This is a genomic window from Gordoniibacillus kamchatkensis (genome assembly GCF_000829455.1).
GTDB lineage: Bacteria > Bacillota > Bacilli > Paenibacillales > NBRC-103111 > Gordoniibacillus > Gordoniibacillus kamchatkensis.
Map to the genome: position 1 here is coordinate 1 of NZ_JXAK01000055.1, position 25,836 is coordinate 25,836.

The following is a 25,836-nucleotide window of genomic DNA, read 5'->3' on the forward strand; positions in this document are numbered from 1 at the left end:
GCGGGAGGCGCCGCGGCCGGAAGTGCTGGCGCAGCGGCCGCGGCGCTGCTCGCCGAGCAGCTCGGCGTGCCGGTACGCGCTGCCGCGGGCCCGATGGGGCACGGCCCGGGCGGGCTGCGGCGCTCGTACCGCGAAGCCGCCGCGCGGCTCGGCGTGAGCCTCGGCGCCGCAGGCAGCGCTGAGCCCCCGCCGGAGCGGCCGGCGGGAGACGCGCGCGGCGAAGGCGGCGGCGGCGAACAGGCGCCGCAGGCGCTCGGCGCGATCGAGCGCGCGCGGTTGTGGATCGCGGCGCGGTATCGCGAGGAGCTGTCGATGGAGCAGGCGGCGGAGCACGTGAACCTCAGTCCGTTTTACTTCAGCAAGCTGTTCAAGCAGCACGTCGGGGAGACGTTCATCGACTATGTGACGCGGCTGCGCATCGACAGGGCGAAGGAGCTCATCGCGCGGGCAGGTGTTGAGCTGAGCTTGAAGGAAGTGTGCTTCGAGGTCGGCTACCATGACCCGAACTATTTCAGTCGGGTGTTCAAAAAAGTGACGGGCATGTCGCCGACGGAATACCGGGCGTTTGTACAGCGATAGCGCGAAAAAAGCCTTCGCGGCGTGTGTGGCCGCGAAGGCTTTTTGCTGCATCGGAAAGTATAAGCTGCGCATATACTAGGCCGATTCCGTGCAAGAAACGGGGGCCGTCGGGAAGCGGACGTCCTTGGCCGGTTCTTCTTACTGCCGGTTATTCCGCCGACACCGAAATCGTCTGCTTCCAGACGATGCGCTCGCCGACGCGCAGCACGAGGTCCACTTGATGCGTGCCGCGAGAAAGCTCGCGCGAGGCGGTCAACCGGAACAGCGAGGGCATGGCGTCAGGGCCCCGGTCGGTACCGGAGAATACCGGCTCTTCTTTGGCAACGAGGCTATCGCCGCCGTGATCGCCGTTCTCCTCAAGAGATAACAAGACCGGCATTCGTCCGCCGCTGCGTTCGGCGGGGCTGATTTGGTCGTACAAGAACGCCTGGACTTCCAGCCGCCCGTTCTTGACGGCGGCCGGCAGCTTGCCCGGCTCGACTTTGTAATCTTTCGCATACAGGCCGTAGAGGCTGCTGCTCGATACCGTTTGCGTAAGCCCGAACAACGCGCGCGCGTCGCTCAAATTCAAATACCAGCCGGCTTCGGTCCGGCGCGGATGTTCCGTTAGCGTGACCGATTTTTGCACCGTCCCGTGCCAATAAATGATAGCGTTTTTGAACCCGTTCTCGAGCATGAACGCATAGTCGCCTTGACGGAACATGACCGCATCGGCATACGATACGGTTTCTGTCTTGAACTGCAGCTGCTTGGCCAGCTTCAAAGCTTCCAAATAGTCCGTGCCGTTCTCCGTATAGCCGATTTTCTCCTCGTTGTACAGCCGGAGCTCGTCTCCGCCGGATCGCACGATCCCTGCCCCGTTCGGGGCGTTCATGGAAATTTGCAGCGCCGTGCCAGCGGCCACGTCTTCGTCCCACAACCGATCCTGAGACGGGCTCCATAGCTGAATCCATCCCGAACGGCCGTCTGCGGAGACTTTTAGCCATTTGGAGCCGTACGGATCGTCCCAAACTGCCGTCGCCTCCACCGCTTGCTGCCTCAGCAGGAGCGTCGACGTATCGAACGGCACCCCCGGATAACGCATCAGCTCGTGCTGTTCTTTCAGCTCCGCTCGCCAATGAACCGCTTCCGCGGAGGCCGGTTCGCCGTACAACGGATTTACCCAGCCTGTACCTTTCGATGTCCGTACATGGTACCAAGCTGACCCGTTCCAAAGCGGATTAACCCATCTGCCTCCCCAAACCGTCACGGTCACTTTCTCGAATGCCGTCACCTTTTCCCCGTGCAGCAGGGCAAGCTCCGTGAACGGGCGTTGCCAAATATCGTCGATAAGCGGCGTCTCCGCCGATAACGTCAGCGTCTCATTCGTATCGAGCACGGGAATGCCTACGCTCTCTGCCCACGCGGGCCCGCTATCCGTCTGCACTTGTACGCCGGCGTAGACGGTCGTAAACTCGGCCACTATCGTATAATCGCCTTTGAGGAGCTTCCTGGCGGCAGGATCGTTATCCGGCGGCATCGCCTTCCCTAACGCGCTGCCGAGATCGGTGAAGGCTTCATACCCCTCAAAGTGGGCTTTGCGCGGCGCCATTTTCTGAACCGTGCCGATCCGATCTACCGGAATATGCGCCCACAAATCGCCGAGCCACGTCGTATGCACTTGAATCCACGCTTTGCTGCCGGGATCGTTCGTGTAAAACCATTGCTTCTCCGCAGCTGTGACCTGCACCTCCTGCGGGGACAGCGAAGCAACCGGACCGCCGCGCTCGCTTCGGCTTTTGTACAGCGGCGTCTCCTCCAAAAGCGTAATCCGCTCCGGCGGGTCGATATCGATCTCCCACGGCTTCGGGCGAATCCACCGCGGGCCGAACTGCGTCTCGATCTGCCAGGTGGCGAAGCCGCGCGACCAGGAACCTTGCGTGCTTAGCACCTTCACGGTCTGCGGAGCAAAAACGCCCTCCGGTTTGTTGTCGGGATCGTCTGCATTTGCGTAATAGGGGGTATCGGCCAGCAGCTCGATCGTGCCCGGGATGCGCAGCCCATCCGGCGCGTCAGTTGCATAAATAGAAGTGCTCGCTTGCGTCTTCGCCGCATAAGCGCCGAAGCTAAGCGCCGATAGGACCAGCGCGGCGGCGAGCAGCATCGTTTTCCTTGCCATGAGCAATCACTTCCCCGTCGCACAATTTTTACCACCTATTAGACGTAGCCGCCGGGCAAAAGTTGCTGCGGAAAAGAGGCATAGGGAGAAGGTCATAGGGGCGTCGCTTGATCATCGAATCGTGAGTTTTTTGTCGAAAATCCGGCGAAATTCCAAAAAATAGGTTGAAACGTGTATAAATATGGATTAGGATTAAACAAGTGGATAGGAAGTCCTATCCATCCATAACGAAAGTCGCCAAGATCGCGAACAATCGAACAAAGGCAAACCCGTTCGAAAGACGGGGACGCAAAGCCACGGGTCTAAGACGCAAGCACTACGTTTGCGGGATGATAGCCGGGTTGCCTATTGAACGGGGTCTTTTTGTGTTGCCTGCACACCGGTTAACGCGGCCTGCCGCGGATGCCAGCTGCCGGAGTTGCCTGCTATGGTCGCCGGTAATGTTGCCGGTTCCCTGGTTATGTATGGTGCCAAGCCCCCCATTGATGCCGAATCGGAGGTAAAGCAAACATGAGTAAGCGGTTCTTGATCTGGTTGCCGTTCAATCTGCTGTACCCGCATCTATTCGAACTTTTGCTGCTAATGCGCGGGTGGAGAAGCTTTCGGGAGCATCGCAGGCTGTTTTACAGAGTTACCTTTTATTATGTGCTGTTGAATGCGTCTTTGTTTTTTGTCCATGTGGCGGTTGTGACGAAATACGTTCCGAATCCCGCTCTGGCTTACCCCGTTCATGTAGCAGTGAGTATGGTGTCCAGCCTGATTTTCTGGCGTGCCGCGCTCCCGCTGTTTGTAAGGGAGAGAGGGAGAGTATTCCTTGAACGCAAACGAACAGGCACAATCGAAACGGTCGTTACCGTCACGCTGGTGCTGCTAGGGACTGTGGCGCTTGCCGGTTACGCCGCATTGCAAATCAAAATCAGCGGCGACATCAATCAGGCCATCGCCGCGCATGACGGCGCGGTTATCCAGTCCGAAGCCGTTACGCCCGGCGAAAGCCCGTTTGGCCAGAGCGGCGGCAACGTTGTTTTCAGGGTTACTTACGCGAAAGCCGGACGGGAGTACGTCGCCTGGTACCGGCCGGAGGAATCCACGAACGAAACGTACGATAATGCGACCGGGGATGGTAGAGAGAAGTGGGTTTTTGAGGAGCGATAGCTGAAAGAAAAAGTGCTTTGAAGGAGGCAGGGTACAACTGAAAGGAACAATATTGTTACTAGGTGCCCCATTGATGGTAATACTTGCAATAATTGCGTTTATTGCTGGACCTTGGATTTTCTTATATATAGGCATTCAATTAGAACCGAATCCCCCACGTCCCGAAATCACACATGGAGAATTTCCATTTCGTCTGGAGTATGACATTAACGGGGAGCGAAAGGTCATTCAAGATACTCTGATATGCGAATTTGACGGTTTTGGTGCGGATGAAGGCCGGGGAAAATATCGCAGATGGAAGGAAAGATTAGCCAGCGGCAATGAAAGAGTAGCATTGGCAAAAGTCACTGACAAAATGGAAATATACTATAGTCCGGGAAGCGCAAAATACTATATGGATGATTTGAGCGACTCTGGAGAATACGAGCATTACTTCCCTGATGCTCTGTTTATTGAAAAAAGGGGTGGAATCACTACAACCGGCATAGTCCATGCAGATGAATTATATGATAAATACCATATTAAATTGATAAGTTGGAACTATACCCCGCCAATCAAAAATAGTTTTCCGGCAACAAAAAAGTAAGCGAAGATGAAGCTCAACCACAAACGAGACTAACCTCTCGACTTGTGGTTTTTTTATGCACGGCCTGCCGCGATATTACTGTATCTGCGATTATTCAATTTACTTTTTTATTCAAGGTTCGTTAAAGGTAGCGTGTTTATGATGGTAAATGTAAGGCAGCTGCTTACAATATAAAATTTTGGAGGTATCACGTACATGAAACGCCAGTTGTTATCGATGATGGAGGCAACAAAAAAGAAAGCGGGCGTTGCCCTTCTTTGCGGGGCGCTCCTCGCCACGCTAGGGACCGGAACGGCGCTCGCGGCAAACTCTATTGCTTCAGCGAAAACAGGCCTGCAGGTGAAAGTGGAAAACGGCGTCAGGCTCTATTCCACGGATGGCGGCAAAACCTGGAGCAAAAATCCGCCCGACGGCGTAACGGTCAGCGAACAAGACGGCAAAATCACCTTCTCGAACGGAACTCCGCCTAAAGATGGCGAAGGGAAGGGTACGCTGTTCAAAATGGAAAACGGAGTCGGAAGCTATTCCACGGACGGCGGCAAGACTTGGGGCGACAAGGCTCCCGACGGCGCACAAGACAAAGTAACAATAGGCGAAGATGGAAAAGTGACCCATAAGCAAGGTAATCCGTCCGAAGCTCCTAATGGAACAGGCTTGCATGCGAGAACAGAATTGGCGGTAAAAATCGAAAACGGCGTCAGGCTCTATTCCACGGATGGCGGCAAAACCTGGAGTCAAACTCCGCCCGATGGCTTAACGGTCGATGAACAAGACGGCAAAATCACCTTCTCGAACGGAACTCCGCCTAAAGGTGGCGAAGGGAAGGGGGTACTGTACAAAGTGGAAAACGGAGTGGAAAGCTACTCCACGGACGGCGGCAAGACCTGGAGCGCCAAGGCTCCCGACGGTGCGGAGGACAGCACAACGATCGGGAACTAGCCGGCATAGAACTTCAAATCTGCTTAGTCGAAAGAGTCAGGAAGCTTTCACGGCAAAGAGGCTGGCAACAGCTTCTTTGCCTTGGGAACAATGATTCTAATTTTAAATTAAGATACAACCGCTATAATAAAAAAGCTTCCACAATAGAGGGGCTGGCGTCAGCTCCCTTGTTGCGGATGCGGGAAGGAAGCATGAAATGAGGGTTTTAATGGTGGAAGATGAAAAGTACATGGCGGAGGCCGTCGCTCAAGTCCTCAAAAAGAATAACTATAGCGCCGATCTGGAGCATAATGGCGAAGATGGGCTAAACTGCGGACTTTCCGGCATTTACGATGTCATCATTCTCGATATCATGCTTCCCAAAATGGACGGTATCAGCGTGCTGAAAGAATTGCGCCGAAACGGCATCGAGGCACCTGTCATTCTGTTAACGGCAAGAGGCGAAACGGAGGACAAGGTACGCGGTCTGGACAGCGGTGCCGACGACTATTTAGCCAAACCGTTCCATACGGACGAGCTGCTAGCTCGTTTGCGCGCATTGGGGCGCAGAAAAACGGAATTGATCGCCGACGGCATCCTGAAATATGGAAATATTGAGTTGAATCCGCATACGCTTATGCTTTGCTGCGGAAGCAAGGAAATCAAACTAACTTTGAAGGAATCCCAGTTGTTGGAACTCCTGATCAAAAGAAACAGCATGATTATTTCGAAAGAAGCTATTATCGAAAAACTATGGGGTTACGATGCGGATGCCGAAGACAACCATGTAGAAATACATGTTTCCTTTTTACGAAAAAAATTAAGTCAACTGGAATCGGGCGTTTCCATTCGGACGATACGGGGCGCGGGCTATATTTTGAATACGGCCAATGAAAGGGAGTAGCATGTTTACAAAGCTGCGCAACAAGTTCCTCATTCTCAATATGTCCATTACTTCGATGGTGATGATTGCTGCGTTTGCTATCATCTACTTCATTTCCTATAGCAACATCCATTCGGATATCCGGAATAAATTGAGTTCAGGCCCCGTGACACAAGTCGCAATCGAAGGAAACGACTTGTCCGACGATGCGAAAAAGGGAGGGACCATGGCTGCGGTCCAACATGTGGAAATTGGCGGCCCTCCTTTATTTCATATCGAGGTAGACGCAAATGGCAAAATGGTAAACGTCGACTCTTTTATCGATATGCCGCAAGAAACGTACACTAAAGCTGCAGAGATTGCCTGGAGCAATAAAAAGAACAATTCATCGATAACCATTGAGGGCAAGCAATGGCAATATGCTATAGAGCGGGTGAGCAAATCTGTTGTTTTAGGTAACGGAAAACAACTGAATACCGTCGAAAGCAATTATCTGATTACATTTCTGGATGTTACAGAAGCCAACAAAACGCTGCTTCAACTGCTAACGACGTTGATTTTCGTGGGAGTCGGCATGCTTGCCGTCATATTTATCATTAGCCTGATCTTCGCCAACCGGGCGATTCGCCCCATAGCCGAAACGTGGGAAAAGCAGAAACAGTTTGTTGCCGATGCTTCCCACGAATTGAAAACGCCGCTATCCATCATAAACGCCAATTTTGACGTGCTTATGGCCAATCAGGAAGAAACCGTGCAAAGTCAATTGAAATGGCTTGGCTATATCAGAATCGGAACGGATCGAATGGCGAAGCTGATCAACGACCTGTTAGCTTTGGCCAGGCTGGAGACTATACATGTTGAAGCGCCAAAAACGCCGTTCAATATGAGCGACGTCATTCGCGACGTGATGTTGTCGATGGAAGCCGCAGCGATGGAAAAAGGGATCAAGCTCACCTATTCGATTGAGCCCGATCTTTTGATAAAAAGCGATCCGGAAAAAGTCCAACAGGTGACCGCCATTTTGCTCGATAACGCCATCAAATATGCAAACGAACGCGGGCAAATTCATATTTCGCTGCTCAAATCAAAGCGCCATGCCGTATGTTCGATAAAAAATAGCGGCAAAGGTATACCGAAGCAAGATTTGCCGAAAGTGTTTGACCGATTTTATAGAGCGGACCCGTCCAGAACGCATGAAAACGGTAGCTATGGTTTAGGGCTGGCCATTGCAAAAACCATCATGGACGGGCTGGGCGGCGAGATTCAGGCAACAAGCGCGGAGAATGAATGGACGACGTTTACTTTTACACTAGGTCTGTAATCCGGCAAATTTTGCTGGAGATGTTATCCTGCTATCGAATATAATTAAAATTGCATATTTCGACACAATGTCCAACCGCAAAGAACAAAGGCAAATCCGTACGAAAGTCGGAGACGCAAAGCCACGGGTCTAAGTCCCACGGGGATACGATCGCCGGGTTGCTCATGAACGGTTGGTTTTTTGCGTCTATTGGGCAATGTTCAATTTCCGGTAAAGAGAGGTAGGATGGTCATGCCATTAAAAACACGAAAGGCCGTATGGAGATTGGTTTTGTCAGCGGCTCTCTGCGTCGGATGGCTCGGCTTCGTACATGGAGGTTATGCGGCGAATGCGTTCTCCTATACGGACAAGCAGACCGAAATTACAGCTCCCGAGAGGGGCGTTATGGTCGCAGGCGGCAGCCTGGTTTGGATGGGACAGGACGATGCAGGTTGGGATCAAATTTTCAGCCGCAACCTGGAGACGGGCGAGCTTAAACAGTTAACATCTTCGCAAACCTACAAAGAACGTCTTTCCGCCAACGGCGATTATGCCGTTTATTTGGAAAAGCGGCAACAAATCGTTCTGCTCAACCTTCAATCCGGCAACGCGGCCCAAATCGATGTCAAACCTGATTTTTATGACGAGCCGCGTACCGACGGACATTATGTGACGTATCATCAGCCTACGGAAAACATGATTTATTTGTATGATACAGAGACCAAGGAAGTCAAGCAAATCGGAAAAGGGAGATCCGCCACGATCGTAGACGGCGTTGTCGCATATTCGGGCTTTCCGGAAGGCGACATCATGTTGTACGATGTTCGAACTTCCGAGACCCGCCTGTTGTGGAAAGGCAAATCGGAGGGCTCCGTTGTCAGTACCTCCCAGACCATCTTCAACGGCAAGAGTGTTGTCTGGACGCAGTCGTTCAAGGGGGCTTACCAGACTCGGGTCTTGGACGTGACGGAGAAAGATGCTTTGCCGAAAGTGCTGAACGAGTTTCAGAAACTGCCGCCAACATTCCCTTTTTTGCCGAATGCGATCGGCTCTTCCATCGCGGCATGGACAACAGACGATCACGGCAAGGAGCAAATCGTCGCGGCCGAAATGTCATCCCGCCAGACGGACATCGCCGCGGATAAAGGCGAGCAGCTCCTCGGCATATACCGGGATCAGCTTGTGCTGAAGAACAAGGATAACAAAATCGTACTGCGCTCGCTTCAGCTCACCGGCCAGGGGAAGGCCGTCCCGGACGCCGTCCTGGTGTCGGCCGTACCCGATATCGACGGGGACAGGGTTCCCGACGCGACGTTCGGATTTATGGGCGGGAAGACTTCGAGCAAGCTCGCTTCGTCCGACAACAGCGTGACTGTCTCGACCGATACTCCGCGCCCTTATTCGTACGGCGGCAACGACATATCGATTTATTACCAGAAAGACGACAATTTTATGCTGACCAAGGCGCTCAAGCCCGGACAGAAGTTCGTCAGCCATCCTTGGCAGCTCGATTTCCATTCGCCTGACGTGCCTTTCCATTTATCAATGACTTACATGACGAAGAGGGTGCCGCAGGGGGAGGAAGGCAAGCTTGGCATTTATCGCCTGAAATCCGGCGTATGGGTCTACATGGGAGGACTGCCCGATCCGGGCATTCAGCGTCTGCAAATGGACATTACCGATCCCGGAATCTATGCCGTCCTTTATTATGACGTGCCGAATGCATCGATCCGCGATTATTGGCAGAGAAAGGCGATTGATGACTACAACGCGGCCAAGCCGATTCGCGTCTTTTTGGACGGAGAAGAGATGGCTTTCCATGAGCAGCCGGTTCTTAAAGACGGTTCGACAACGGTGGAGTTCCGGCCGATTTTCGAGAAGCTTGGCTTGCAGATCGATTGGAATGGCGACACCCAGACCGTTACCGGCAAAAAGGAAGGGCAGTCGCTTCAGCTCGCCTTGGGGCAAACGAGCGCAGTCGTGAACGGCTCCGCTTCCGAGCTGCCGACAGCACCGTTTCTGAATAATGGCTATACGTTCGTGCCGCTGCGTTTTGTCGGCGAAGCGACGGGGCGCAAGGTGGTGTGGGATCCGAATCTGAAGGCGGTCTATATATACGACCCGGCGACTGAAGGGAAATTGTATTACAAGAGCGGCGCCTTGATGTATGAAGGGCAGCTGAAGGACGGGAAGATGAACGGCAAGGGCAAGCTCTACCGAGAAGACGGCGCACTCTGGTACGATGCGGAATTCCGCGACAATGAGGTTGCGGGCTGGGGAACGATTTATTTCTCCGGATTCATAGGGGATGTCGATCGTACCGGCGATATCGGCATCGGCCAGTTTAAGAACGGACTGCCGGACGGCTTCCTTCTCGATATTAGCAGCAACGGGCTTCTCCAATTTGAAGGACATGAGATTCAAGGGGTACCGAACGGGCAAGCAAAGCTATACGTAAAAGGCGAGCTTCTGTATGACGGCGAGTATAAGAACGGCAAGGCTAACGGATACGGCAAGCTATACAAGAACGGGAAGCTTGATTACGAAGGATACTTCGTCGATGGCGTTCGTAACGGACATGGCAAAGAGTACAACGATGACGGGACGGTTTATAGAGAGGGCGAGTACGTGAACGGGGTACTGCAAAAATAAGGATATATGAAAGACCGCCACAAACGAGACCAACCTCTCGCTTGTGGTTTTCTTTTTGCGCCGCAGCCGTAAATGGCTGTGAGTCCGCTGATGCTGGCGCGGAAAAATGATGTGGCGTATACTGGAATAAACTTGAAATTGGGGCGAAGGTGCAACGCGGTTACGGAAGGAGCGCAATCCGATGCATGCCAAAGCGCGGCAAGCGACGAGCATTATGATCGTGGACGACGAATACTTGGTCAGGCTGGGGCTCAGGACGACGATCGACTGGCCCAGGTACGGATTCGAACTGGTAGGCGAGGCCGATGATGGCGAAACGGGGCTGGAGATGGCCGTCAAGCTGCGGCCGGACATTATCGTCACGGACATGAGCATGCCGTTTTTGGACGGACTCGGCTTCATGGAACAGCTTCGCAGCCGCCGTATCGACTCGAAAATCATCGTGCTGAGCGGATACGACGACTTTCAGTATGCAAAAGGGGCGATTAAGTACGGGGTGTCCGACTATATCGTCAAGCCGGTCGAAAACGTCAAGCTAGTCGCCGCCGCCGTCAAGCTCGCCGAAGAGATCCGCCAGGAACGGTTGTCCGAGTCGCTCGGCAAGACGAAGCTAATCGAGGATCTGGTCGCCGTTCTGAAAAAGATCCGGAACCGGAAAAGCGCCGGCGTCACGAAAACGGTCGCGGCAGCGATTCGCTACATCGAATCGCACTACGGCGAAGAGTTGTCGGTGAGCCGGATTGCCGACAGCTTGTTCATCAGCCCGTCTTATTTGATGCATATCTTCAAAGAAAATACGGGCCAAACTGTAAACGATTACATCACGGCGTACCGGATGGAGAAGGCGAAGCAGCTGCTGTCTACGCAAAACTACAAAATCTACGAAGTGTGCGAGCGGGTCGGCATCAGCGATCCGCGCTACTTCAGCCAGCTGTTTAAACGGCATACGAAGCTGACCCCGAAGGAATACATGATCAGCCGCTATTACGAATGAGGGGGGATCGTATTGCTCGGCTTGGGGAAAATGAAAATCAACGCCCGCATTTTTTGGCTGCTTCTCTTCTGTCTCCTGTTTTCCTCCATCTCGATGTTTCAAGCTTCGCGGATCGCTACGCAGCGCATCGTCGAAGATTTCACTTATAACTATGTGAAGATGAATCAGGAAAATATCGAGTCGAGCCTCGATGTTTTGATCAACCAGGCCAACATGCTCTCGGTCCGCCTGCTCAGCCAGAACGGCATTTATAACGTGGTGGATGACGGCACGCTCGGGAAGGACGAGAAAGCGGACAAGCTGCGAAGCCTCATGTCCGATATGGGGATAGACGATAAGCTCGTCGGTGACATTGTGATCGTAGATGACAATGAAAACGCATACAATTACGAAAGCCGAACCGTCGTCGACCGTCCCGACCGGTCGTACATCGCTGAAATCGAGCGCTCCAAAACGCCGGTATGGGGCAAAACGAAGCGAGATGCGAACGGCAACGCTACATTTTGCTCGGAAGAAGGTACCAGAACTTTTTTACCGGCCAAAAATTAGGGTATTTAGTGATCTATATAAGAGAGCGGGCCGTCTACGACGTATTGAAAAATATGATCGGCCAAGATCGCGGGTTCTCCTTTCTGGTGGCGGACGATTCTTACATTTTGTCCTATCCGGATCCGGGGAAAGCGGGCACGACCATTTTCGATACAAATGTGTTCCAGGCGGACAAGGGGAACGCGTTCAAGGAGACCGTCTACGACGGCAGGCGTTCGATCATCGCCAGCTACCCGCTGCAGGGCGGCTTGCGCAAATTGGGCCTGAATTGGAAAGTGATCAGCGTCATTTCCGACGAGAAGCTGCTGGAGAACGTCAATAAAATCAAGTCGTATTCGCTGCTGCTGCAAATCGCCGCGATCGGCCTGACTGCCCTCATCTCTCTTTACGTGTCCGGAGGCATCATCAAGCCAATCCGCCGGTTGAACCAAAAAATCAACCGGTATTCCGGCGCGTCCGACACCGTCCGTCCTTTCCGGAACCGGAAGGACGAATTGTGGGTTCTGGAAAGCAGCTTTAACGAAATGGTGGTCCGGATCGGCGAATTGATCGAACGCAACAACGAGGAGAAAGACCGGCAGCGGGAAATGGAGCTGATCGCGCTGCAGGCGCAAATCAACCCGCATTTTCTGTACAACACGCTGGACGCGATCGGCTGGCTCGCCAAAATTCATAAACAGGAGGAGATCGAGCGAATGGTCATCGCCCTCTCCCATTTTTACCGGCTCAGCCTGCACAAGGGGGACAAATTCATTTCGGTCGAAGAAGAAATCGGCATCGTCAAAAGCTATGTCGCGATCGAAGCGATGCGGTTTCCGCAAAAGTTCGAGGTGGAGTACGACATCGCGGAGGACATCCTTGATTTCAAAGTGCTAAAAATAATCGTGCAGCCGCTCGTCGAAAACGCCATCAAGCACGGCGTCAGCCAAAAGAGGGGGAAAGGCCGCATTACCGTCAAGGGGTACCGCTCAGGCCGCGACCTCAAAATCGAAGTGGCCGACGACGGCGCCGGCTTCGACGTCGGCACCCTGAACGGGACCATCGAACCGCCGGCTTACAAAGGCGGCGGCTACGGCATCCGCAACGTGAGCGAGCGGATTCGGCTGGAGTATGGAGACGGTTACGGCGTCGAGATTCGCAGCGTCATCGGTGAAGGCACCGTTTCGGTCGTTACGGTGAAAATCAAGTTCGAGCAGCCGTTGTAATACTACTTAAGCGCCTTCATTTTGATGTACAGATGGTTTAGCGGCCGGATAATGCTCGTTTTTAACAGGACGGCGAGCAGCACGGCGAACATGCCGGAAAACATCGTCAGAAGGATGATCGACCAGCGCAAGGCGGAGAGCCGGGCGATCGATTGCTTCAGCGGCGCCGCCATCACGATTTGCGTATTAGAGCTCATAACCGTGCGGTGCAGGATCAGCTCGCTGCCGTCGGCGGACAGAAACCACCCTTGTTCCGAACCGTTGATCGTCGGGAGGTCGCGGGGGCTGAGCTTGTCGTCGTTCCCGTTAATCGGCGAACTAACGATATCGGTTCCGTCACGGATCAAAAAGAGACGGTTTTCATGAAAGGCGGCGTTCGAGGTTTGGAAAAAAGCGAACAGCTTCTCCGCATCCAGGTCGACGGCCATCGTGCCGGACAAGCCGCCGTGATCCCCGTCCCCGGACCATTTCAACAAATACGTTAACGTTCCATTCGGCCCGTATTGATAATTGTAATACGACGTCAAGCCCCGATACCGGGAAATCCATAAAAACTTCGCTTCGGGATCGTCCAGAAAGCGCCTAATCCGGTCGTCTTCCCGCAGCTTGTCAAGCGAAGGCACATTCGATAACCGGCTCATCGAATAGCTCGTTCCGTCCGGTATGTACAGGGTAATTCCTTTGATGTCCAGATTCATGGCGGCAAAGCTGTCCAGCATCAAAGAGATTTCCGGGGATACCGCCGGATTGCGGATCGCCACGGCCACGTTCGGATTGTTCATGATCATTTTGGCCGTTTCGCCGATGTAGTTTAAATTTTGGGCGAGCAAATTGCAGGAACTGTCGAAGTAATGGGTCGACATGCCAATAAATTCGGAAACGACCGTTTTTTTCGCCCATTGGTACGAAAACAGACCGATCAGCACGGTGAACGCCGAGACGGACAACAGCGTGATCGACACGATTCGCCGCGACAGCCGATGGAACATAGCGCGCCCCTGCCTTCCTGTGAAAACGGTTGCAGAACTTGGTTATCATTATAACAGTTTTTTGAACATTTTTGCAGGATTGCCGTATTTTATCGGCTCATTGAAAACGCTATCGTATTGGTAGGCAACGTTGCTTAATGCGCTATTCCAGGGAGGGGAAACTTCGCATGAAGAAAAGATTGGGAATGACGCTCGGCGCCGCCATGCTGCTGTTTGCAGCGACGGCGTGTTCCGGCGGCGGCGATACGGGCAAGGACGGAAGCGCGGGCGGTGGCGACGGCAAAAGCCAGCCCGCAACTACAGCAGCGGGTGCGGGCGGCGGCAAGCAAGAAATCGTGTTTGCCAACGGCGACTGGCCGAAGGCGCAGGATAAAAAATTGCCCCAGTACGAGGACTGGAAAAAGAAGTTCGAGGCAGACAACCCGAACATCAAGATGAAGGAAGAAAATTTCCAGTACGATACCAACACGTTTTTGCCGAAGGCGGAAAGCGGCCAGCTGCCGAACCTGTTCGGGACGTGGTTTACGGAGCCGAAGAAAATCATCAATGCCGGTTACGCAGCGGACATTACCGACATGATGAAGCGTTACGGCTATGACAAAGCGCTGAATCCGGCGATGCTGGAGCTGGTCAGGAAAGACGGCAAAATTTACGGCATTCCGACAAGCGGCTATTACATGGGGCTGTGGTACAACGTCAATCTGTTCAAGCAGGCGGGCTTGCTGGACGACAAAGGGATCCCCAAGTTTCCGCGGACGTACGACGAGCTGGCGCAAACCGCCAAAACGATCAAAGACAAGACCGGCAAGGCCGGCTTCTTCTTCCCGACGAAAAACAATCAGGGCGGCTGGCAGTTCATGACGATCGCCTGGTCGTACGGCGCGGAGTTCGAGAAGCAGGCCGGCGGCAAATGGCAGGCCGCGTTCAACAGCCCGGAGGCGGTGCAGGCGCTTCAGTATATGAAAGATTTGAAATGGAAGTACAACGTGCTGACCGACAACATTTTGGTCGAAGTGAACGACATGTTCCGCCTGTTCGGCACGGATCAGGTGGGGATGGCGTTCGGCTCGACCGACTGGATGAACACGCCGATCAACGACTACAAGATGAGCAAGGACAATCTGGCGATGTCGGCGGTGCCGGCCGGTCCGAAAGCGAGAATCGCCTTGACGGGCGGCAACCTGATGATGTTTTCCAACAACAGCACGCCGGAGCAGATCGATGCCGGCTTCAAATGGCTGAAGATCAAAGGCTTCTCGCCGGAAGTCGATGCGAACGCGCTGAAGGGAATGGAAGAGACGCTCGCCTCCGATAAAGGTTTGAACCGGATCGTCGGACCGCACGGCATGCTGGCCTGGGTGAACCCGGAGCGGGTCGACGCGGAAAACGCGATCCGCGACAAGTATAAGACGGTCAACCTCGACCTGTGGAACGACTACATGAAGAACGACGGGGTCACTCTCAAGCCCGAGGAGCCGATAAACGCCCAGGAACTGTATAAAACGCTGGATGCCGTCGTGCAAGCGGTCTTGACCGACAAGAACGCCGATCCGAAGGCGCTGCTCGACAAAGCCGCCGCCGACTTCCAACGGGATTATTTGGACAAAGCGAAGTAAAGGGTTGATAGAAATATGGATACCCCTGTGAGCCGAACGCCGGTCCGTTTCGAGGCAAAGCCCGCGAAATGGAAACGATGGTTGTTGCGGGACTTCCCGTCGTGGCTGCTGATCGTCCCGAGTCTGTTGTTATTTATCGTCTTTCATTGGCAGCCGCTCATTTCCGGGTTCGTGCTATCGTTTTTCCAAACGAAAGGGTACAACGCCGTCAAATTTATCGGGCTGCAAAACTATATCGACGTCGTCAGCAACTCCGTCTTTCAGCAAACGGTCGTCAACACGTTTCTGTATGTGGCTTGGTCGCTCGTCATCGGGTTCACCGTGCCGATCGCCGTCGCGGTCATGATCAACGAAATGCGCCGGATGCAATCGTTTTTCAAATTCGCCGTCTATTTCCCTGGCATGGTCCCGGGCATCGCCGGAGCGCTGCTGTGGACATTCATGTTCGATCCCGGGCCGGGCGGCCTGCTCAACATGCTGCTTGCCAAGCTCGGACTGCCGATGTCCGAGTGGCTGCAAAACTCGAGCCTGACGATTCCGCTCATCATCTTGACGATGACCTGGCGAGGGTTCGGAGGGACGGCCATTTTGTACATGGCAAGCCTGCAGGGCGTCAATCACGAATTGTACGAAGCCGCCGCCATCGACGGAGCGGGAATCCGGCAAAGAATCCGCCACATAACGATACCGCAAATTTCTTCGATCATCGGCATTCTGCTCATTCTGCAAATCATCGGCGTGTTCCAGGTGCTGTACGAGCCGCTGACGATGACGGAGGGCGGGCCGAACAACGCCTCGATGTCGCTTATGCTGATGAGCTATCATTACGCGTTCCGCTATTTCGAAGCCGGCCGCTCGCTGGCCGTCGGCGTCATCACCTTCGTCCTATTGGCCGTGATGACGGCGCTCTATTTCAGACTGAACCGAAAGTCGAATACGGATTAGGGGGGGATGGACGTGCGCGCGAAGGAATCAGCCGGTATTATTGGCAAGCTGGATTTTCGGAGCCGAAGTATCCGGGTGCTGTACGGATTCATCTTCATTGTGCTGATCGTCGTTTCGCTGGCTTGTCTGCTTCCTCCGCTATGGGTGTTATCATCGAGCCTGAAGGATATCAAGGAGTTTTTCGCCATACCTCCGACGCTGATTCCCCATACGCTCCAGTTCGACAAGCTGTGGGAAACCTGGAGCCAGCTGAACTTTACGCGGCTGTACGCGAACACGCTGCTGATGACCGTGGGGATGGTCGCGTTCTCCATCCTGTTCAACGGGCTGATGGGCTACTTCTTTGCCGTGCTGAAGCCGGCGGGCCACCGATTCGTGTTCGTGCTCGTCCTGTGGACGATGCTGCTGCCCAATACGCTCGGCATGGTGCCGATCTTTAAAAACATCATCGATTTCCCCGTGCTCGGCGTCAACTTGACGAATACGTTTTGGCCGATGTGGATGATGGCCGGGGCGCACGCCTTTTACGTCATCGTCTTCAAAGGATTTTTCGAAGGGATTCCGCAGGCGCTGATCGACGCGGCCAAGATCGACGGGGGCACCCGGCTGGCGATTTTCTTCCGCATCGTCGTGCCGCTCAGCATGCCCGTCATGATGGCGATTACAATCTTCACCGTAAATGCGACGTGGGCCGATTTTTTCTGGCCGTACATGGTGCTCAAGGACAAAAGCATGTGGACGGTCATCGTCGCCATTTTCAACCTGAGAACCGTCGTGCCGCTCGACATCCAGTTTATCGCCTTGACGTTCGCCATCATTCCGCCCGCGCTGCTGTTTCTCTTTTTCCAAAAATACATTATGCAGGGCTTTACGTTCAGCGGCATAAGGGGCTGAATGTCGGATTTCGCATGTCCGAAGGGAGTCGTGTCCATGAGCGAATCGAATTCGGGAAGAACGGCACTGGTCACCGGCGGCGCCGTCGGCATCGGCAAAGGGATCGCGCTGGCGCTTGCCGCGCGCGGATTCGACCTGGCGATCAGCCATTGCGGGGAAGAGGAGCAGGCGCTGACAACGGCCGAAGCGATCGAACGAAACCACGGCCGCTACCGCCGATATCGGCGAGGCGCTGGCGGCGAAATTTCCGTGCACGAATACGCTTCCCGCGTGGACGCTTGCCCGCCTGCCGGACGGCACCTCGGACCGGCCATAGGTGCGCCGGCTGCGGCGCAATCTGTCTTGCAAAAACAAAACGAAACTGACCATTTATAGATGGTCAGTTTCGTTTTATATTCGGAGTATCTCATGAAAAGGATGCGTGACAAAATGGAACAGCTGTTGAACTTGAAACACAAAATCGGGCAAGGGATATCGCCCCTGCAGTTCATGGATGGCATGCAGGTTCGCACGATGAAGTACTTTCAGATTCCGAATACGAAAGAGCGGTTCATTGCCAATTACGACAATTTTGCTTGGACGCACGAAGAGGACAAACGGTTTTTCGCTACCCTGGGCGAACGTTCCGACCTGCACTGCTTGATCCTATGCACGGATTGGTGCCCGGACGTCATCTGGAACGTCCCCGTGTTGTTTCGCGTGATGGAACAAAGCCGCATTCCGACCGAAGTGTTGATCATGGAAGAGCATTTGGAGACGATGGATCTGTTTCTGACGGGCGGCGGCCGGGCGCAGCCGATTGCGGTTTTCTTGAAGACGAACGGGGATGTGCTGGGCAAATGGGGCGCGCGTCCCGCTTATATTCAGGCCGTGATGGATCGGTTCAAGAAGGAGAATCCGGATAAACAGCACGCCAGTTACCAAGAGAACCTTAACCGCGTATATACGGAGCTCGGCGAGCTGTATCATGCCGGAAACGAATATCAGGACGTGATGATTCAAGAGTTAAGAAAGCTGTTTGCCGCTTTCGAATTGTGATGTGAATCTCACCGGAAGGAGGGATGGCCATGTCTCGCTTGATTTTCGCCGCGTTGCTGCTGCTCAGCCTCATCTGGGGAGGCTCCTATTATTTCATCAAGGTTCTCGTTCAGGATTTCGGACCGTGGACTGTCGTATTTTTGCGATCCGCTCTCGGGCTAGCCGTCATCACGGTGTTCATGCTGATGATGCGAAAACCGTTCGGGTTCAGGAATATGCCATGGGTTTCGGTGGCCGTCATGGCGCTAGTGAACACATGCTTCCCGTGGGCGATTATCGGCTTCAGCGAAACGCGATTGACGAGCAACATGGCGTCCGTACTCAATGCGACGACTCCGCTGTGGTCGCTCGTTACGGGAATGGCGTTCTTTGGAGCGTCTGCCCATAGGCTGCAATGGGTGGGGATGGGCACGGCCATCGCAGGCCTCGTCGTTCTGCTTGGTCTGAACCCCGCTTCGATCGTTTCCGTGGACGGTTTAGGGTTTGTCGGCATGATTGCCGCTTCGCTCTTTTACGGGCTTGGCTCCCAGCTATCCAAGCGCCTCCTGAACACGCTCTCTCCTTACCAAGCCACTTTCTGCACATTGCTCTTTTCGATGCTGGGCAGCGGCTGCATGGCGTTCTCGGTCGAAACCGTACCGGTTGCGCAGCTTGTCGCGCCGCTGAATTTGTCCGTGCTGGTCGGGTTAGGCATATTCGGCTCCGGATTTGCCTACATCCTCTTCTATTGGATCGTGCAAAAAGGCGGCCCCGATATCGCTACGATGGTCACCTATCTTTTGCCGGTATTTTCGCTCATATGGGGCTTCGCCTTGCTGCATGAAAACATCCGCTGGAGCATGATTGCCGGACTCGCTCTCATTCTGGCGGGCGTATTCCTTACAAGCCGGAAAAAGACGGCAGGAAGCCTGCCGAGGAAGCTTCTGCCGCTTGATCAAATGGTGGAACGCTAATCCGCTAACCATGCTTTGCGCAGCAAGCGGATTCCGGTTTCCATGTCCGCCGGGCTTATCCCCGCGAACCCCAGGTACAATTTGGGGTAGTCCGCGGAATGCAGCTCCTGCTGCATCCACATTTTCCGAAAGTCGTACACTTTCACTCCCGCTTCGGCCGCCGAACGTACCAATTGCTCTGACGATTGGCGTTTTTTGACGGTTAGCTGAATGTGAAGCCCGGCGTTTTGCCCCGTGATCTCGACGCGCCTGCCCAGATGAGTCCGGATCAATGCGATCAAATGGCGGTGCTTATTGCGGTATAGGTTGCGCGTTTTGCGAATATGCCGGTACCAGTGGCCTTGCTCGATAAAAGCGTGCATGGCCCATTGTTCCACGCGCGAAGGGGCGTAGACGATCTCGTGCGGCATCGCGGACAATCGCTCGGCCAGCAGCGGAGGCAGCACCATATAGTTTATGCGCAGCGCCGGCGTCAGCGCTTTCGAGAACGTGCCGATGTAGATCACCCGGCCGCGTGTATCCAAACTGTGCAAGGAAGGGATCGGTTTGCCGAGATAGCGGAATTCCCCGTCGTAGTCGTCTTCGATAATGTACGCATCGCGCGTGTTCGCCCATTCCAGCAAGCGTTCCCGCTCGGGATACGGCATCACGCTCCCGGTCGGAAATTGGTGGGATGGGGTGACGTAGACGATTTGTGCCGGTCTTGCTTCTAAATCTTGCAAGGAAAGCCCCTTGTCGCCGACCGGAATCGGCAAAATCTCGCAGCCGTTCAGCACGAACTGATCCCGGACGAGACTGTAGCCCGGCTCCTCGAAAGCGACGCGGCGAATATCCGGCAGCAGCTTGGCCACGATGCCTATGCTGTACGCCATTCCCGAGCCGATGACGATTTGCTCCGGCAAGCAATCAACTCCTCTTGAATTTCGCACATACTCGGCCACTGCGAGACGCAGCCCATACTCCCCTTGCGGATCCCCGTATTGCCCCATCATGCCCGAATGGTTCTCGAGCGCTTCTCTCAGCATTTTATGCCATGTTCGAATGGGAAAGCCTTCAGGGTCCAACGCTGTCGGATCGAAATCGATGCAGCCAGCGCGTTGATCGGATGCCGGTATGCGCGGAGGCGGGGCAATTGTTCCCGGCGGCGAGACTTGCGCTTGTGCAGCGGGAGCAGCGGGTGACGCGTGCTTGTACGGATTCGCCACGTACAGGCCGGAGCGGGGTTTGCTGACCGCATAACCTTCCGCCGTCAGCATTTGATAGGCTGTCTCTATCGGCGTTTTGCTCATATTGAGCTGCAGCTGCAGGGCGCGAACGGACGGCAGCCGCGAACCGTCGGCGATCGCACCGTTTCTGATTTGATCGCGGATCTGCGCATAAAGCTGCTGATATAAAGGCCGTTCGTCTTGATCCGGAAGAAGGATATCGAACATGGTTGGTTTCCGCTCCCCGATTGTCTTTTGAAATCGCGAGATTTTGCCTTCTGTCTGCAAGTCAATTTGATTGTAAGTCACGGATGGCGGGTGCGCAAATTCGACGCATTTTGTCAAAAAAAAGATTGAAACTTGTATAAATTTGGATTAGAAGTACTATATGCTCAGCCATTCAATAGATCGCTTACAATCGAACAAAGGCAAACCCGTCGAAAGGCGGGGACGCAAAGCCACGGGTCTAAGACGTAAGCATTCGCTTATGGGATGATCGCCGGGTTGCTCTATTGCAGGGGTCTATTTTTGTTTTGTCCATTTTTTTTCGTAAAGGGGACTTTTATTCATGCGAAACTGTTTGAAACTGCTCGCCGCTTTCCTGTCTTTATTGCTCATGCTTCTTGGGGCCGCACCGGCTTATGCGGACGACCCGCAGCCGACCGCGCCCGGAAAGCTGCACGTCTATCTGGAAGACAAAGAGATCCAATTCGACGTGGATCCCATTATTGAAAATGGGACGACGCTCGTGCAGCTCCGTCCCATTTTTGAGGCTATGGGCCTGGAACTTCAATGGATTCCTCTATATCAGACGGTTGTCGGAAAGAAGGGCCGGTTTACCGTTACGTTCAGCATCGGCAAATCCCTCGGATTCGTTGCGAACTATCCGGGTACTCCGATTGACGCCGCGCCTCAAATCATCGACGGCAACACGATGGTGCCGCTTCGTTTTGTAGCTGAAGCAACGGGCCATGCGGTGCAGTGGATACCGGACTATGCACAGAAAAAAGTCGTCATTACCCGTACCGTTGCGGCCGATATCATCGATGTTGCCTACTCCGATCAGGTGAAGTATGAAGGCGAGCAAAAAGACGGCTTGGCGGACGGCAAAGGAAAGTACATCTATAAGGACAAGCTGTGGTATGAAGGAGATTTTGCGAAGGGAAATATGGAAGGGCAGGGCAAGCTGTACAGAGACGGGACGCTGATTTATGAAGGGCAGTTCAGCCGCAGCCTTCCGAACGGCAAAGGGCGCTTGCTCGATCATCAAATTTACGAGGGAAACATGAAAAACGGGCTTCGCGACGGCTACGGAAAGCTGTCGGATACTAACGGGAAGCTGGAATACGAAGGAGACTTTCAGAACAATACCATCACGGGCAAAGGAACGATATACCAGTCCGGCAACACCAAGTATGTGGGCGACGTGATCATGGGGGTACGCGAAGGCTACGGCAAACTGTACGATGCTGACGGGGATATGTACTATGATGGGCGTTTCGCCGGCAATCAGCCTGCGATGGACCCGGCTTCGCAAAGTGCGTTCGCGGTGTACTTGTACGCTAAACAAGGCAAGGATCAGAAGGCGGACAAATCGGCCGACGAAATGCTGGGCAGAGTCGGAGACAAAGCAGCCGGCTACAAGCTGCTCGGGAATATTTATATCAAAGTGAATAAACCGTCCAAGGCCGTCGCTATGCTGCAAAAAGGAGTCGAAGTTGATGCCAAGGACGCAGAGATGTATGCGTTGTTGGCGATAGCCTATGCGCAGCTTGGCGACGACGCTAAGACTGAAGAGAGTCTGAACAAGGCCAAGGAATCAGGTTTTCCGGATATGAACGCGCTTCAGGATCAGGTGCAGCGCTACAAACTCAATCTGAAGTAGTTATTGTGGCTTCGGAGGAAGTCCAGTATAATGGGCTTGGACATATTTGCTAAGACAATTTCATAGTATGAAGTCAGAGGTGTGCATTCCAGCAAGAATGCGCTTAATAGGGAAGCACGGTGCAATTCCGTCACGGTCCCGCCACTGTAAATGCCGAGATCCGAATCGCAGCCACTGGAACCCTGGTTCTGGGAAGGAGATTCCGATTGTTGACGCATAAGTCAGGAGACCTGCCTCTGATGCTAGCATCGCTGTACCTACGCGGATAGGGAAGATGTTTACTGGGGATATTGCGGCATATTTTACTGGCGCGGCTCGTTTATGGCAGCATGAGTCCGGCTAGTGAATCATGTAAAATATCGCATTGGTAGGCAATCTTTCACATCCGAAAGATTGTCTTTTTATTTTGCAGCGGAACGGTGAGGTGGGATTTTGTGAAAGGGAAATTGTTGCTGATCGGCTTCGGGCCCGGCAGTTTCGAGCATATTACGCACCGGGCGCGCCAGGCCATTGAGGAAAGCGACGTGATCATCGGATACAACACGTACGTCGATTTGATTCGGCCGCTGCTGACCGGCCAGGAAATCGTCAGAACGGGGATGACCGAGGAAGTGAGCCGGGCCGTCGAAGCGGTAAAGCAGGCGGAGCTAGGGAAAAAGGTGGCCGTCATCTCCAGCGGCGACGCAGGCGTGTACGGGATGGCCGGCCTCGTGTACGAGGTGCTGATCGAGAAAGGGTGGACAGCGGCGGAGGGCGTAGAAGTGGAGACGATCCCCGGCATTTCGGCGATCAATTCGTGCGCGTCTCTGCTTGGGGCTCCCGTCATGCACGATGCTTGCACGATTTCGCTGAGCGATCATTTGACGCCGTGGAGCACGATTATAGGGCGGGTGGAAGCCGCTGCCCGGGCGGATTTCGTGATTGCCTTGTACAACCCGAGAAGCGGCAGGCGCACGCGGCAAATCGTCGAGACGCAGCGGATGCTGCTGCGCTACAGGTCGCCGCAGACACCGGTAGGGCTGGTGAAGAGCGCGTATCGTGAGCGGCAAGAAGTGGTGTTGACGACGCTGGCCGAGATGCTGGAGCACGAGATCGGGATGCTGACGACCGTCATTATCGGCAACTCGGCCACCTTTGTCTACGACGGCCTGATGATTACGCCGCGCGGATACCAGCGCAAATATACGCTCCATTCGGCGGAGCAGTCGCTGAAACCACACGAACGGCTGCGGAAAGAGGCGGAGCCGTGGGCGCTCGAGCAAGATGAGGGGCAGCCGGCGGGGTGGGGCGAAGCCTGGCCGACGGGACGAGGTGAGATGCAGCCGGCTGGGAAGGGTGCTGCGCATCTGATGGGATGCGGCGACGCATATCGAATCAGGCAAGGCGAGGCGCAGCTGTTGGAGGGGGACGATACACATTCGGCGGAGCGGAGCGCGACGCGACCGGCGTCCACCTCTCCGCTCGAGCTTGCCGAGGAAGCTTTGTTCAAGCTCGTGTACAGCCGGGGGCAACCGGCACCGAATTTGCTTGCGGCAGAGGCGTTGGCGCCGGCGGGCCGTCCGGTTGCCGATGCGTCGGGGCGGCCCGCTTGGACGCCGCCCATGCAGGCCGGGGCGCAGGAGCTGATCTTCGAAGTCGCAGTCAGCCCCGGGGTTGCGAACAAGAAAATGTCTCCCGCACAGCTGCTCACGCTCGCCCAAATTGCCGGGGAGCAGGGGGAGCTGGAGTATACGCCGCATCATTATATGATTTTGCGGGTGCCGACCGGCGATCCGAGCGGCGTTACGGAGCGGCTCGTGGCCGAAGGCTTCCGGGTGCAGGCGGTCGGCGACGTCGTGACGGTGAAAGCTTGCGACTTTTGCAATGGCGAGAAAACGGAGGCGATTCCGTACGCCGAGGAACTGCACCGCAAGCTGGCGGGCGCGAAAATGCCGAAGGAGCTGCACATTGCCGTGAACGGCTGCGGCATGGCGTGCTACCGCGCTTCGCATGAAGACATCGGGATCATTTACCGCAAAGGCAAGTTCGACCTGTTCCTCGGCGCCAAGACGACCGGAAGCAACGCCCATACGGCGCAGCGGGTGGCGGAAGGCATCGAGCCGGAGCGCATCGTGGAGACGATCGAGAGCATCGTCCGGCAGTATCGGGAGCGGGGGCATCCGAACGAGCGGTTTTTTAAATTTTTCAAGCGGGTTAAGAACGTCGAAGGCTTTGAACATAAGGAAGTGCCGGTGGCCGTAGCGGATGCGGCGGTTTGCGGCGACTGAATCATAGCGTAGAGGAGATGCATGGGTGGACGCGATTTTATTTATCGGGCACGGCAGCAGAGAGCAGGAGGGGAACCGGGAGTTTCTCCAATTCGTGGAGCTGGTGGCTCCATCTTTACAGGACTATATTGTGGAATCGTGCTTTTTGGAGCTGACGCCTCCTTATATCCCGCAAGGGATTGAGGCGTGCGTGCGGCGCGGAGCGAAGCGGGTTGTGCTTATTCCGATGATGCTGTTCTCGGCGGGGCACGCCAAAATCCATATTCCGCACGAAATCGATGAGGCCAAGCAGCGCTATCCGCACGTGCAGTTTATGTACGGACGGCCTATCGGCGTGCACCGGAAGGTACTGGACATTCTCGGCCGCAAGCTGGCGGAATGCGGTTTGCCGCTGCAGCAAGAAGAGGAGCTGCGGGATACGGCGGTGCTCGTTGTGGGACGCGGGAGCAGCGACCCCGACGCTAACAGCGATCTGTTCAAAATCTCCCGGCTGCTCTGGGAGCAGCATCGGATCCCGCTCGTGGAGACGGCTTTTATCGGGGTGACGAATCCTTTGCTGGAGGACGGGCTGCAGCGGTGCATGCGGCTGGGGGCGAAGCATGTCGTGCTGCTGCCGTATTTTTTGTTCACCGGCGTGCTCATCAAGCGGATGGAGGCGCTGCTGAATACGTATCGCGGGCTGTACCCGGAATGCCGGTTTACGATGGCGTCGTATTTCGGCTTCGATGCCGGACTGCAGGAGCTGGTCAAGGAGCGGGTGGCGGAAGCGCTGCAAGACGAGGTCAAGCTGAACTGCGACATGTGCCAGTACCGGATTGCGGCGATGGCGACGATCGAGCATCACCACCATCACGATCACGATCACGATCACGGGCATGAGCATCATCACGAGCATAGTCACGATCACGCGCATGACCATGATCACGAGCAAAGTCACGTCCATGCGCACGGGCACGACCACAGCCATGACCACGACCATGCTCACGATCACGACCACGACGATGACCACGATCACGACCACCACCACGGCGAACGCATCGAGAAAATCGCTCAAAGGAGCTAGCG

General features: G+C 54.7%; 22 protein-coding genes and 4 riboswitches. Of the genes, 19 read left to right on the plus strand and 3 right to left on the minus strand.

Features of this window, described 5'->3' with window-relative positions; all coding sequences use genetic code 11:
- Nucleotides 1–579 (plus strand): helix-turn-helix transcriptional regulator (locus SD70_RS24990; protein ID WP_156158182.1); only part of this gene is annotated, 579 nt, incomplete at its 5' end.
- A gap of 148 nt (nt 580–727) precedes the next feature.
- Here SD70_RS24990 and SD70_RS24995 read toward each other — a convergent pair.
- Complete coding sequence (locus SD70_RS24995) at nt 728–2,737, minus strand: hypothetical protein (RefSeq protein WP_041050706.1); 2,010 nt, start codon at nt 2,735–2,737, stop codon at nt 728–730.
- Nucleotides 2,738–2,989: 252 nt separating this feature from the next.
- A riboswitch (cyclic di-GMP riboswitch) is annotated at nt 2,990–3,086 on the plus strand.
- A 161-nt stretch (nt 3,087–3,247) separates the two neighbouring features.
- Here SD70_RS24995 and SD70_RS33945 point away from each other — a divergent pair.
- The 9 genes from SD70_RS33945 (at nt 3,248) to SD70_RS25040 (ending at nt 12,979) form a co-directional block, all read left to right on the plus strand.
- Nucleotides 3,248–3,892 carry a hypothetical protein gene (locus SD70_RS33945; RefSeq protein ID WP_052487858.1) on the plus strand — a complete coding sequence of 215 codons (645 nt, stop codon included), beginning with the start codon at nt 3,248–3,250 and terminating at the stop codon, nt 3,890–3,892.
- 73 nt (nt 3,893–3,965) lie between these two features.
- Entirely contained in the window at nt 3,966–4,478 is a 513-nt protein-coding gene (locus SD70_RS25005) for a hypothetical protein (RefSeq protein ID WP_052487863.1), read from the plus strand.
- 195 nt (nt 4,479–4,673) lie between these two features.
- On the plus strand, nt 4,674–5,417 hold the full coding sequence (locus tag SD70_RS35300; RefSeq protein ID WP_082053641.1) for a WD40/YVTN/BNR-like repeat-containing protein: 744 nt from the start codon (nt 4,674–4,676) through the stop codon (nt 5,415–5,417).
- A 196-nt stretch (nt 5,418–5,613) separates the two neighbouring features.
- Nucleotides 5,614–6,300 (plus strand): response regulator transcription factor, encoded by a 687-nt coding sequence (locus SD70_RS25015; RefSeq protein WP_041050709.1) that lies wholly within the window; start codon nt 5,614–5,616, stop codon nt 6,298–6,300.
- A gap of 1 nt (nt 6,301) precedes the next feature.
- A complete protein-coding gene (locus tag SD70_RS25020; protein ID WP_041050711.1) occupies nt 6,302–7,600 on the plus strand; it encodes a sensor histidine kinase in 1,299 nt (432 codons plus the stop codon).
- A 79-nt stretch (nt 7,601–7,679) separates the two neighbouring features.
- Nucleotides 7,680–7,766, plus strand: a riboswitch (cyclic di-GMP riboswitch).
- A gap of 104 nt (nt 7,767–7,870) precedes the next feature.
- A complete protein-coding gene (locus tag SD70_RS25025) occupies nt 7,871–10,231 on the plus strand; it encodes a stalk domain-containing protein (RefSeq protein ID WP_041050713.1) in 2,361 nt (786 codons plus the stop codon).
- 181 nt (nt 10,232–10,412) lie between these two features.
- Entirely contained in the window at nt 10,413–11,225 is an 813-nt protein-coding gene (locus SD70_RS25030; protein WP_041050715.1) for a response regulator transcription factor, read from the plus strand.
- A 12-nt stretch (nt 11,226–11,237) separates the two neighbouring features.
- Nucleotides 11,238–11,774: a hypothetical protein gene (locus SD70_RS25035; RefSeq protein WP_041050717.1), complete on the plus strand. Its 537-nt coding sequence runs from the start codon at nt 11,238–11,240 to the stop codon at nt 11,772–11,774.
- Between the two features lie 8 nt (nt 11,775–11,782).
- The gene (locus tag SD70_RS25040; RefSeq protein ID WP_052487859.1) at nt 11,783–12,979 is read left to right on the plus strand and encodes a sensor histidine kinase; all 1,197 of its coding nucleotides are present in this window, start codon (nt 11,783–11,785) and stop codon (nt 12,977–12,979) included.
- A gap of 2 nt (nt 12,980–12,981) precedes the next feature.
- Here SD70_RS25040 and SD70_RS25045 read toward each other — a convergent pair whose 3' ends face one another.
- Nucleotides 12,982–13,968, minus strand: coding sequence for a hybrid sensor histidine kinase/response regulator (locus SD70_RS25045; protein WP_041050719.1), 987 nt, complete (start codon nt 13,966–13,968; stop codon nt 12,982–12,984).
- A gap of 167 nt (nt 13,969–14,135) precedes the next feature.
- Between SD70_RS25045 and SD70_RS25050 the strand changes: the two genes are divergently transcribed.
- Genes SD70_RS25050 through SD70_RS25075 form a run of 6 tightly spaced genes read left to right on the plus strand, consistent with a single transcriptional unit; the run spans nt 14,136 to nt 19,414 of the window.
- Nucleotides 14,136–15,584, plus strand: coding sequence for an ABC transporter substrate-binding protein (locus tag SD70_RS25050; RefSeq protein ID WP_052487860.1), 1,449 nt, complete (start codon nt 14,136–14,138; stop codon nt 15,582–15,584).
- Between the two features lie 15 nt (nt 15,585–15,599).
- Nucleotides 15,600–16,529, plus strand: a complete 930-nt coding sequence (locus SD70_RS25055; protein ID WP_082053644.1) for a carbohydrate ABC transporter permease — start codon at nt 15,600–15,602, stop codon at nt 16,527–16,529.
- A 12-nt stretch (nt 16,530–16,541) separates the two neighbouring features.
- Complete coding sequence (locus SD70_RS25060) at nt 16,542–17,423, plus strand: carbohydrate ABC transporter permease (RefSeq protein WP_197081168.1); 882 nt, start codon at nt 16,542–16,544, stop codon at nt 17,421–17,423.
- A 36-nt stretch (nt 17,424–17,459) separates the two neighbouring features.
- The gene (locus SD70_RS39445; RefSeq protein WP_197081170.1) at nt 17,460–17,798 is read left to right on the plus strand and encodes a hypothetical protein; all 339 of its coding nucleotides are present in this window, start codon (nt 17,460–17,462) and stop codon (nt 17,796–17,798) included.
- Nucleotides 17,799–17,852: 54 nt separating this feature from the next.
- Complete coding sequence (locus tag SD70_RS25070; RefSeq protein ID WP_041050723.1) at nt 17,853–18,461, plus strand: thioredoxin family protein; 609 nt, start codon at nt 17,853–17,855, stop codon at nt 18,459–18,461.
- Nucleotides 18,462–18,490: 29 nt separating this feature from the next.
- Nucleotides 18,491–19,414, plus strand: coding sequence for a DMT family transporter (locus tag SD70_RS25075; RefSeq protein ID WP_041050725.1), 924 nt, complete (start codon nt 18,491–18,493; stop codon nt 19,412–19,414).
- On the opposite strand, the gene pdxR is transcribed toward SD70_RS25075, so the two are convergent.
- The gene (gene pdxR / locus SD70_RS25080; protein WP_041050727.1) at nt 19,411–20,847 is read right to left on the minus strand and encodes a MocR-like pyridoxine biosynthesis transcription factor PdxR; all 1,437 of its coding nucleotides are present in this window, start codon (nt 20,845–20,847) and stop codon (nt 19,411–19,413) included. The two genes, SD70_RS25075 and pdxR, sit on opposite strands and share 4 nt — an antisense overlap.
- 189 nt (nt 20,848–21,036) lie before the next feature.
- Nucleotides 21,037–21,131, plus strand: a riboswitch (cyclic di-GMP riboswitch).
- A gap of 56 nt (nt 21,132–21,187) precedes the next feature.
- Between pdxR and SD70_RS25085 the strand changes: the two genes are divergently transcribed.
- The 3 genes from SD70_RS25085 (at nt 21,188) to SD70_RS25095 (ending at nt 25,834) form a co-directional block, all read left to right on the plus strand.
- Nucleotides 21,188–22,504 carry a copper amine oxidase N-terminal domain-containing protein gene (locus SD70_RS25085; RefSeq protein WP_041050729.1) on the plus strand — a complete coding sequence of 439 codons (1,317 nt, stop codon included), beginning with the start codon at nt 21,188–21,190 and terminating at the stop codon, nt 22,502–22,504.
- A 60-nt stretch (nt 22,505–22,564) separates the two neighbouring features.
- Nucleotides 22,565–22,756: riboswitch (cobalamin riboswitch) on the plus strand.
- Nucleotides 22,757–22,938: 182 nt separating this feature from the next.
- Nucleotides 22,939–24,771 carry a precorrin-3B C(17)-methyltransferase gene (cobJ, locus tag SD70_RS25090; protein WP_041050731.1) on the plus strand — a complete coding sequence of 611 codons (1,833 nt, stop codon included), beginning with the start codon at nt 22,939–22,941 and terminating at the stop codon, nt 24,769–24,771.
- A 25-nt stretch (nt 24,772–24,796) separates the two neighbouring features.
- Nucleotides 24,797–25,834: a sirohydrochlorin chelatase gene (locus SD70_RS25095; RefSeq protein WP_041050733.1), complete on the plus strand. Its 1,038-nt coding sequence runs from the start codon at nt 24,797–24,799 to the stop codon at nt 25,832–25,834.
- Nucleotides 25,835–25,836 lie beyond the last annotated feature (2 nt).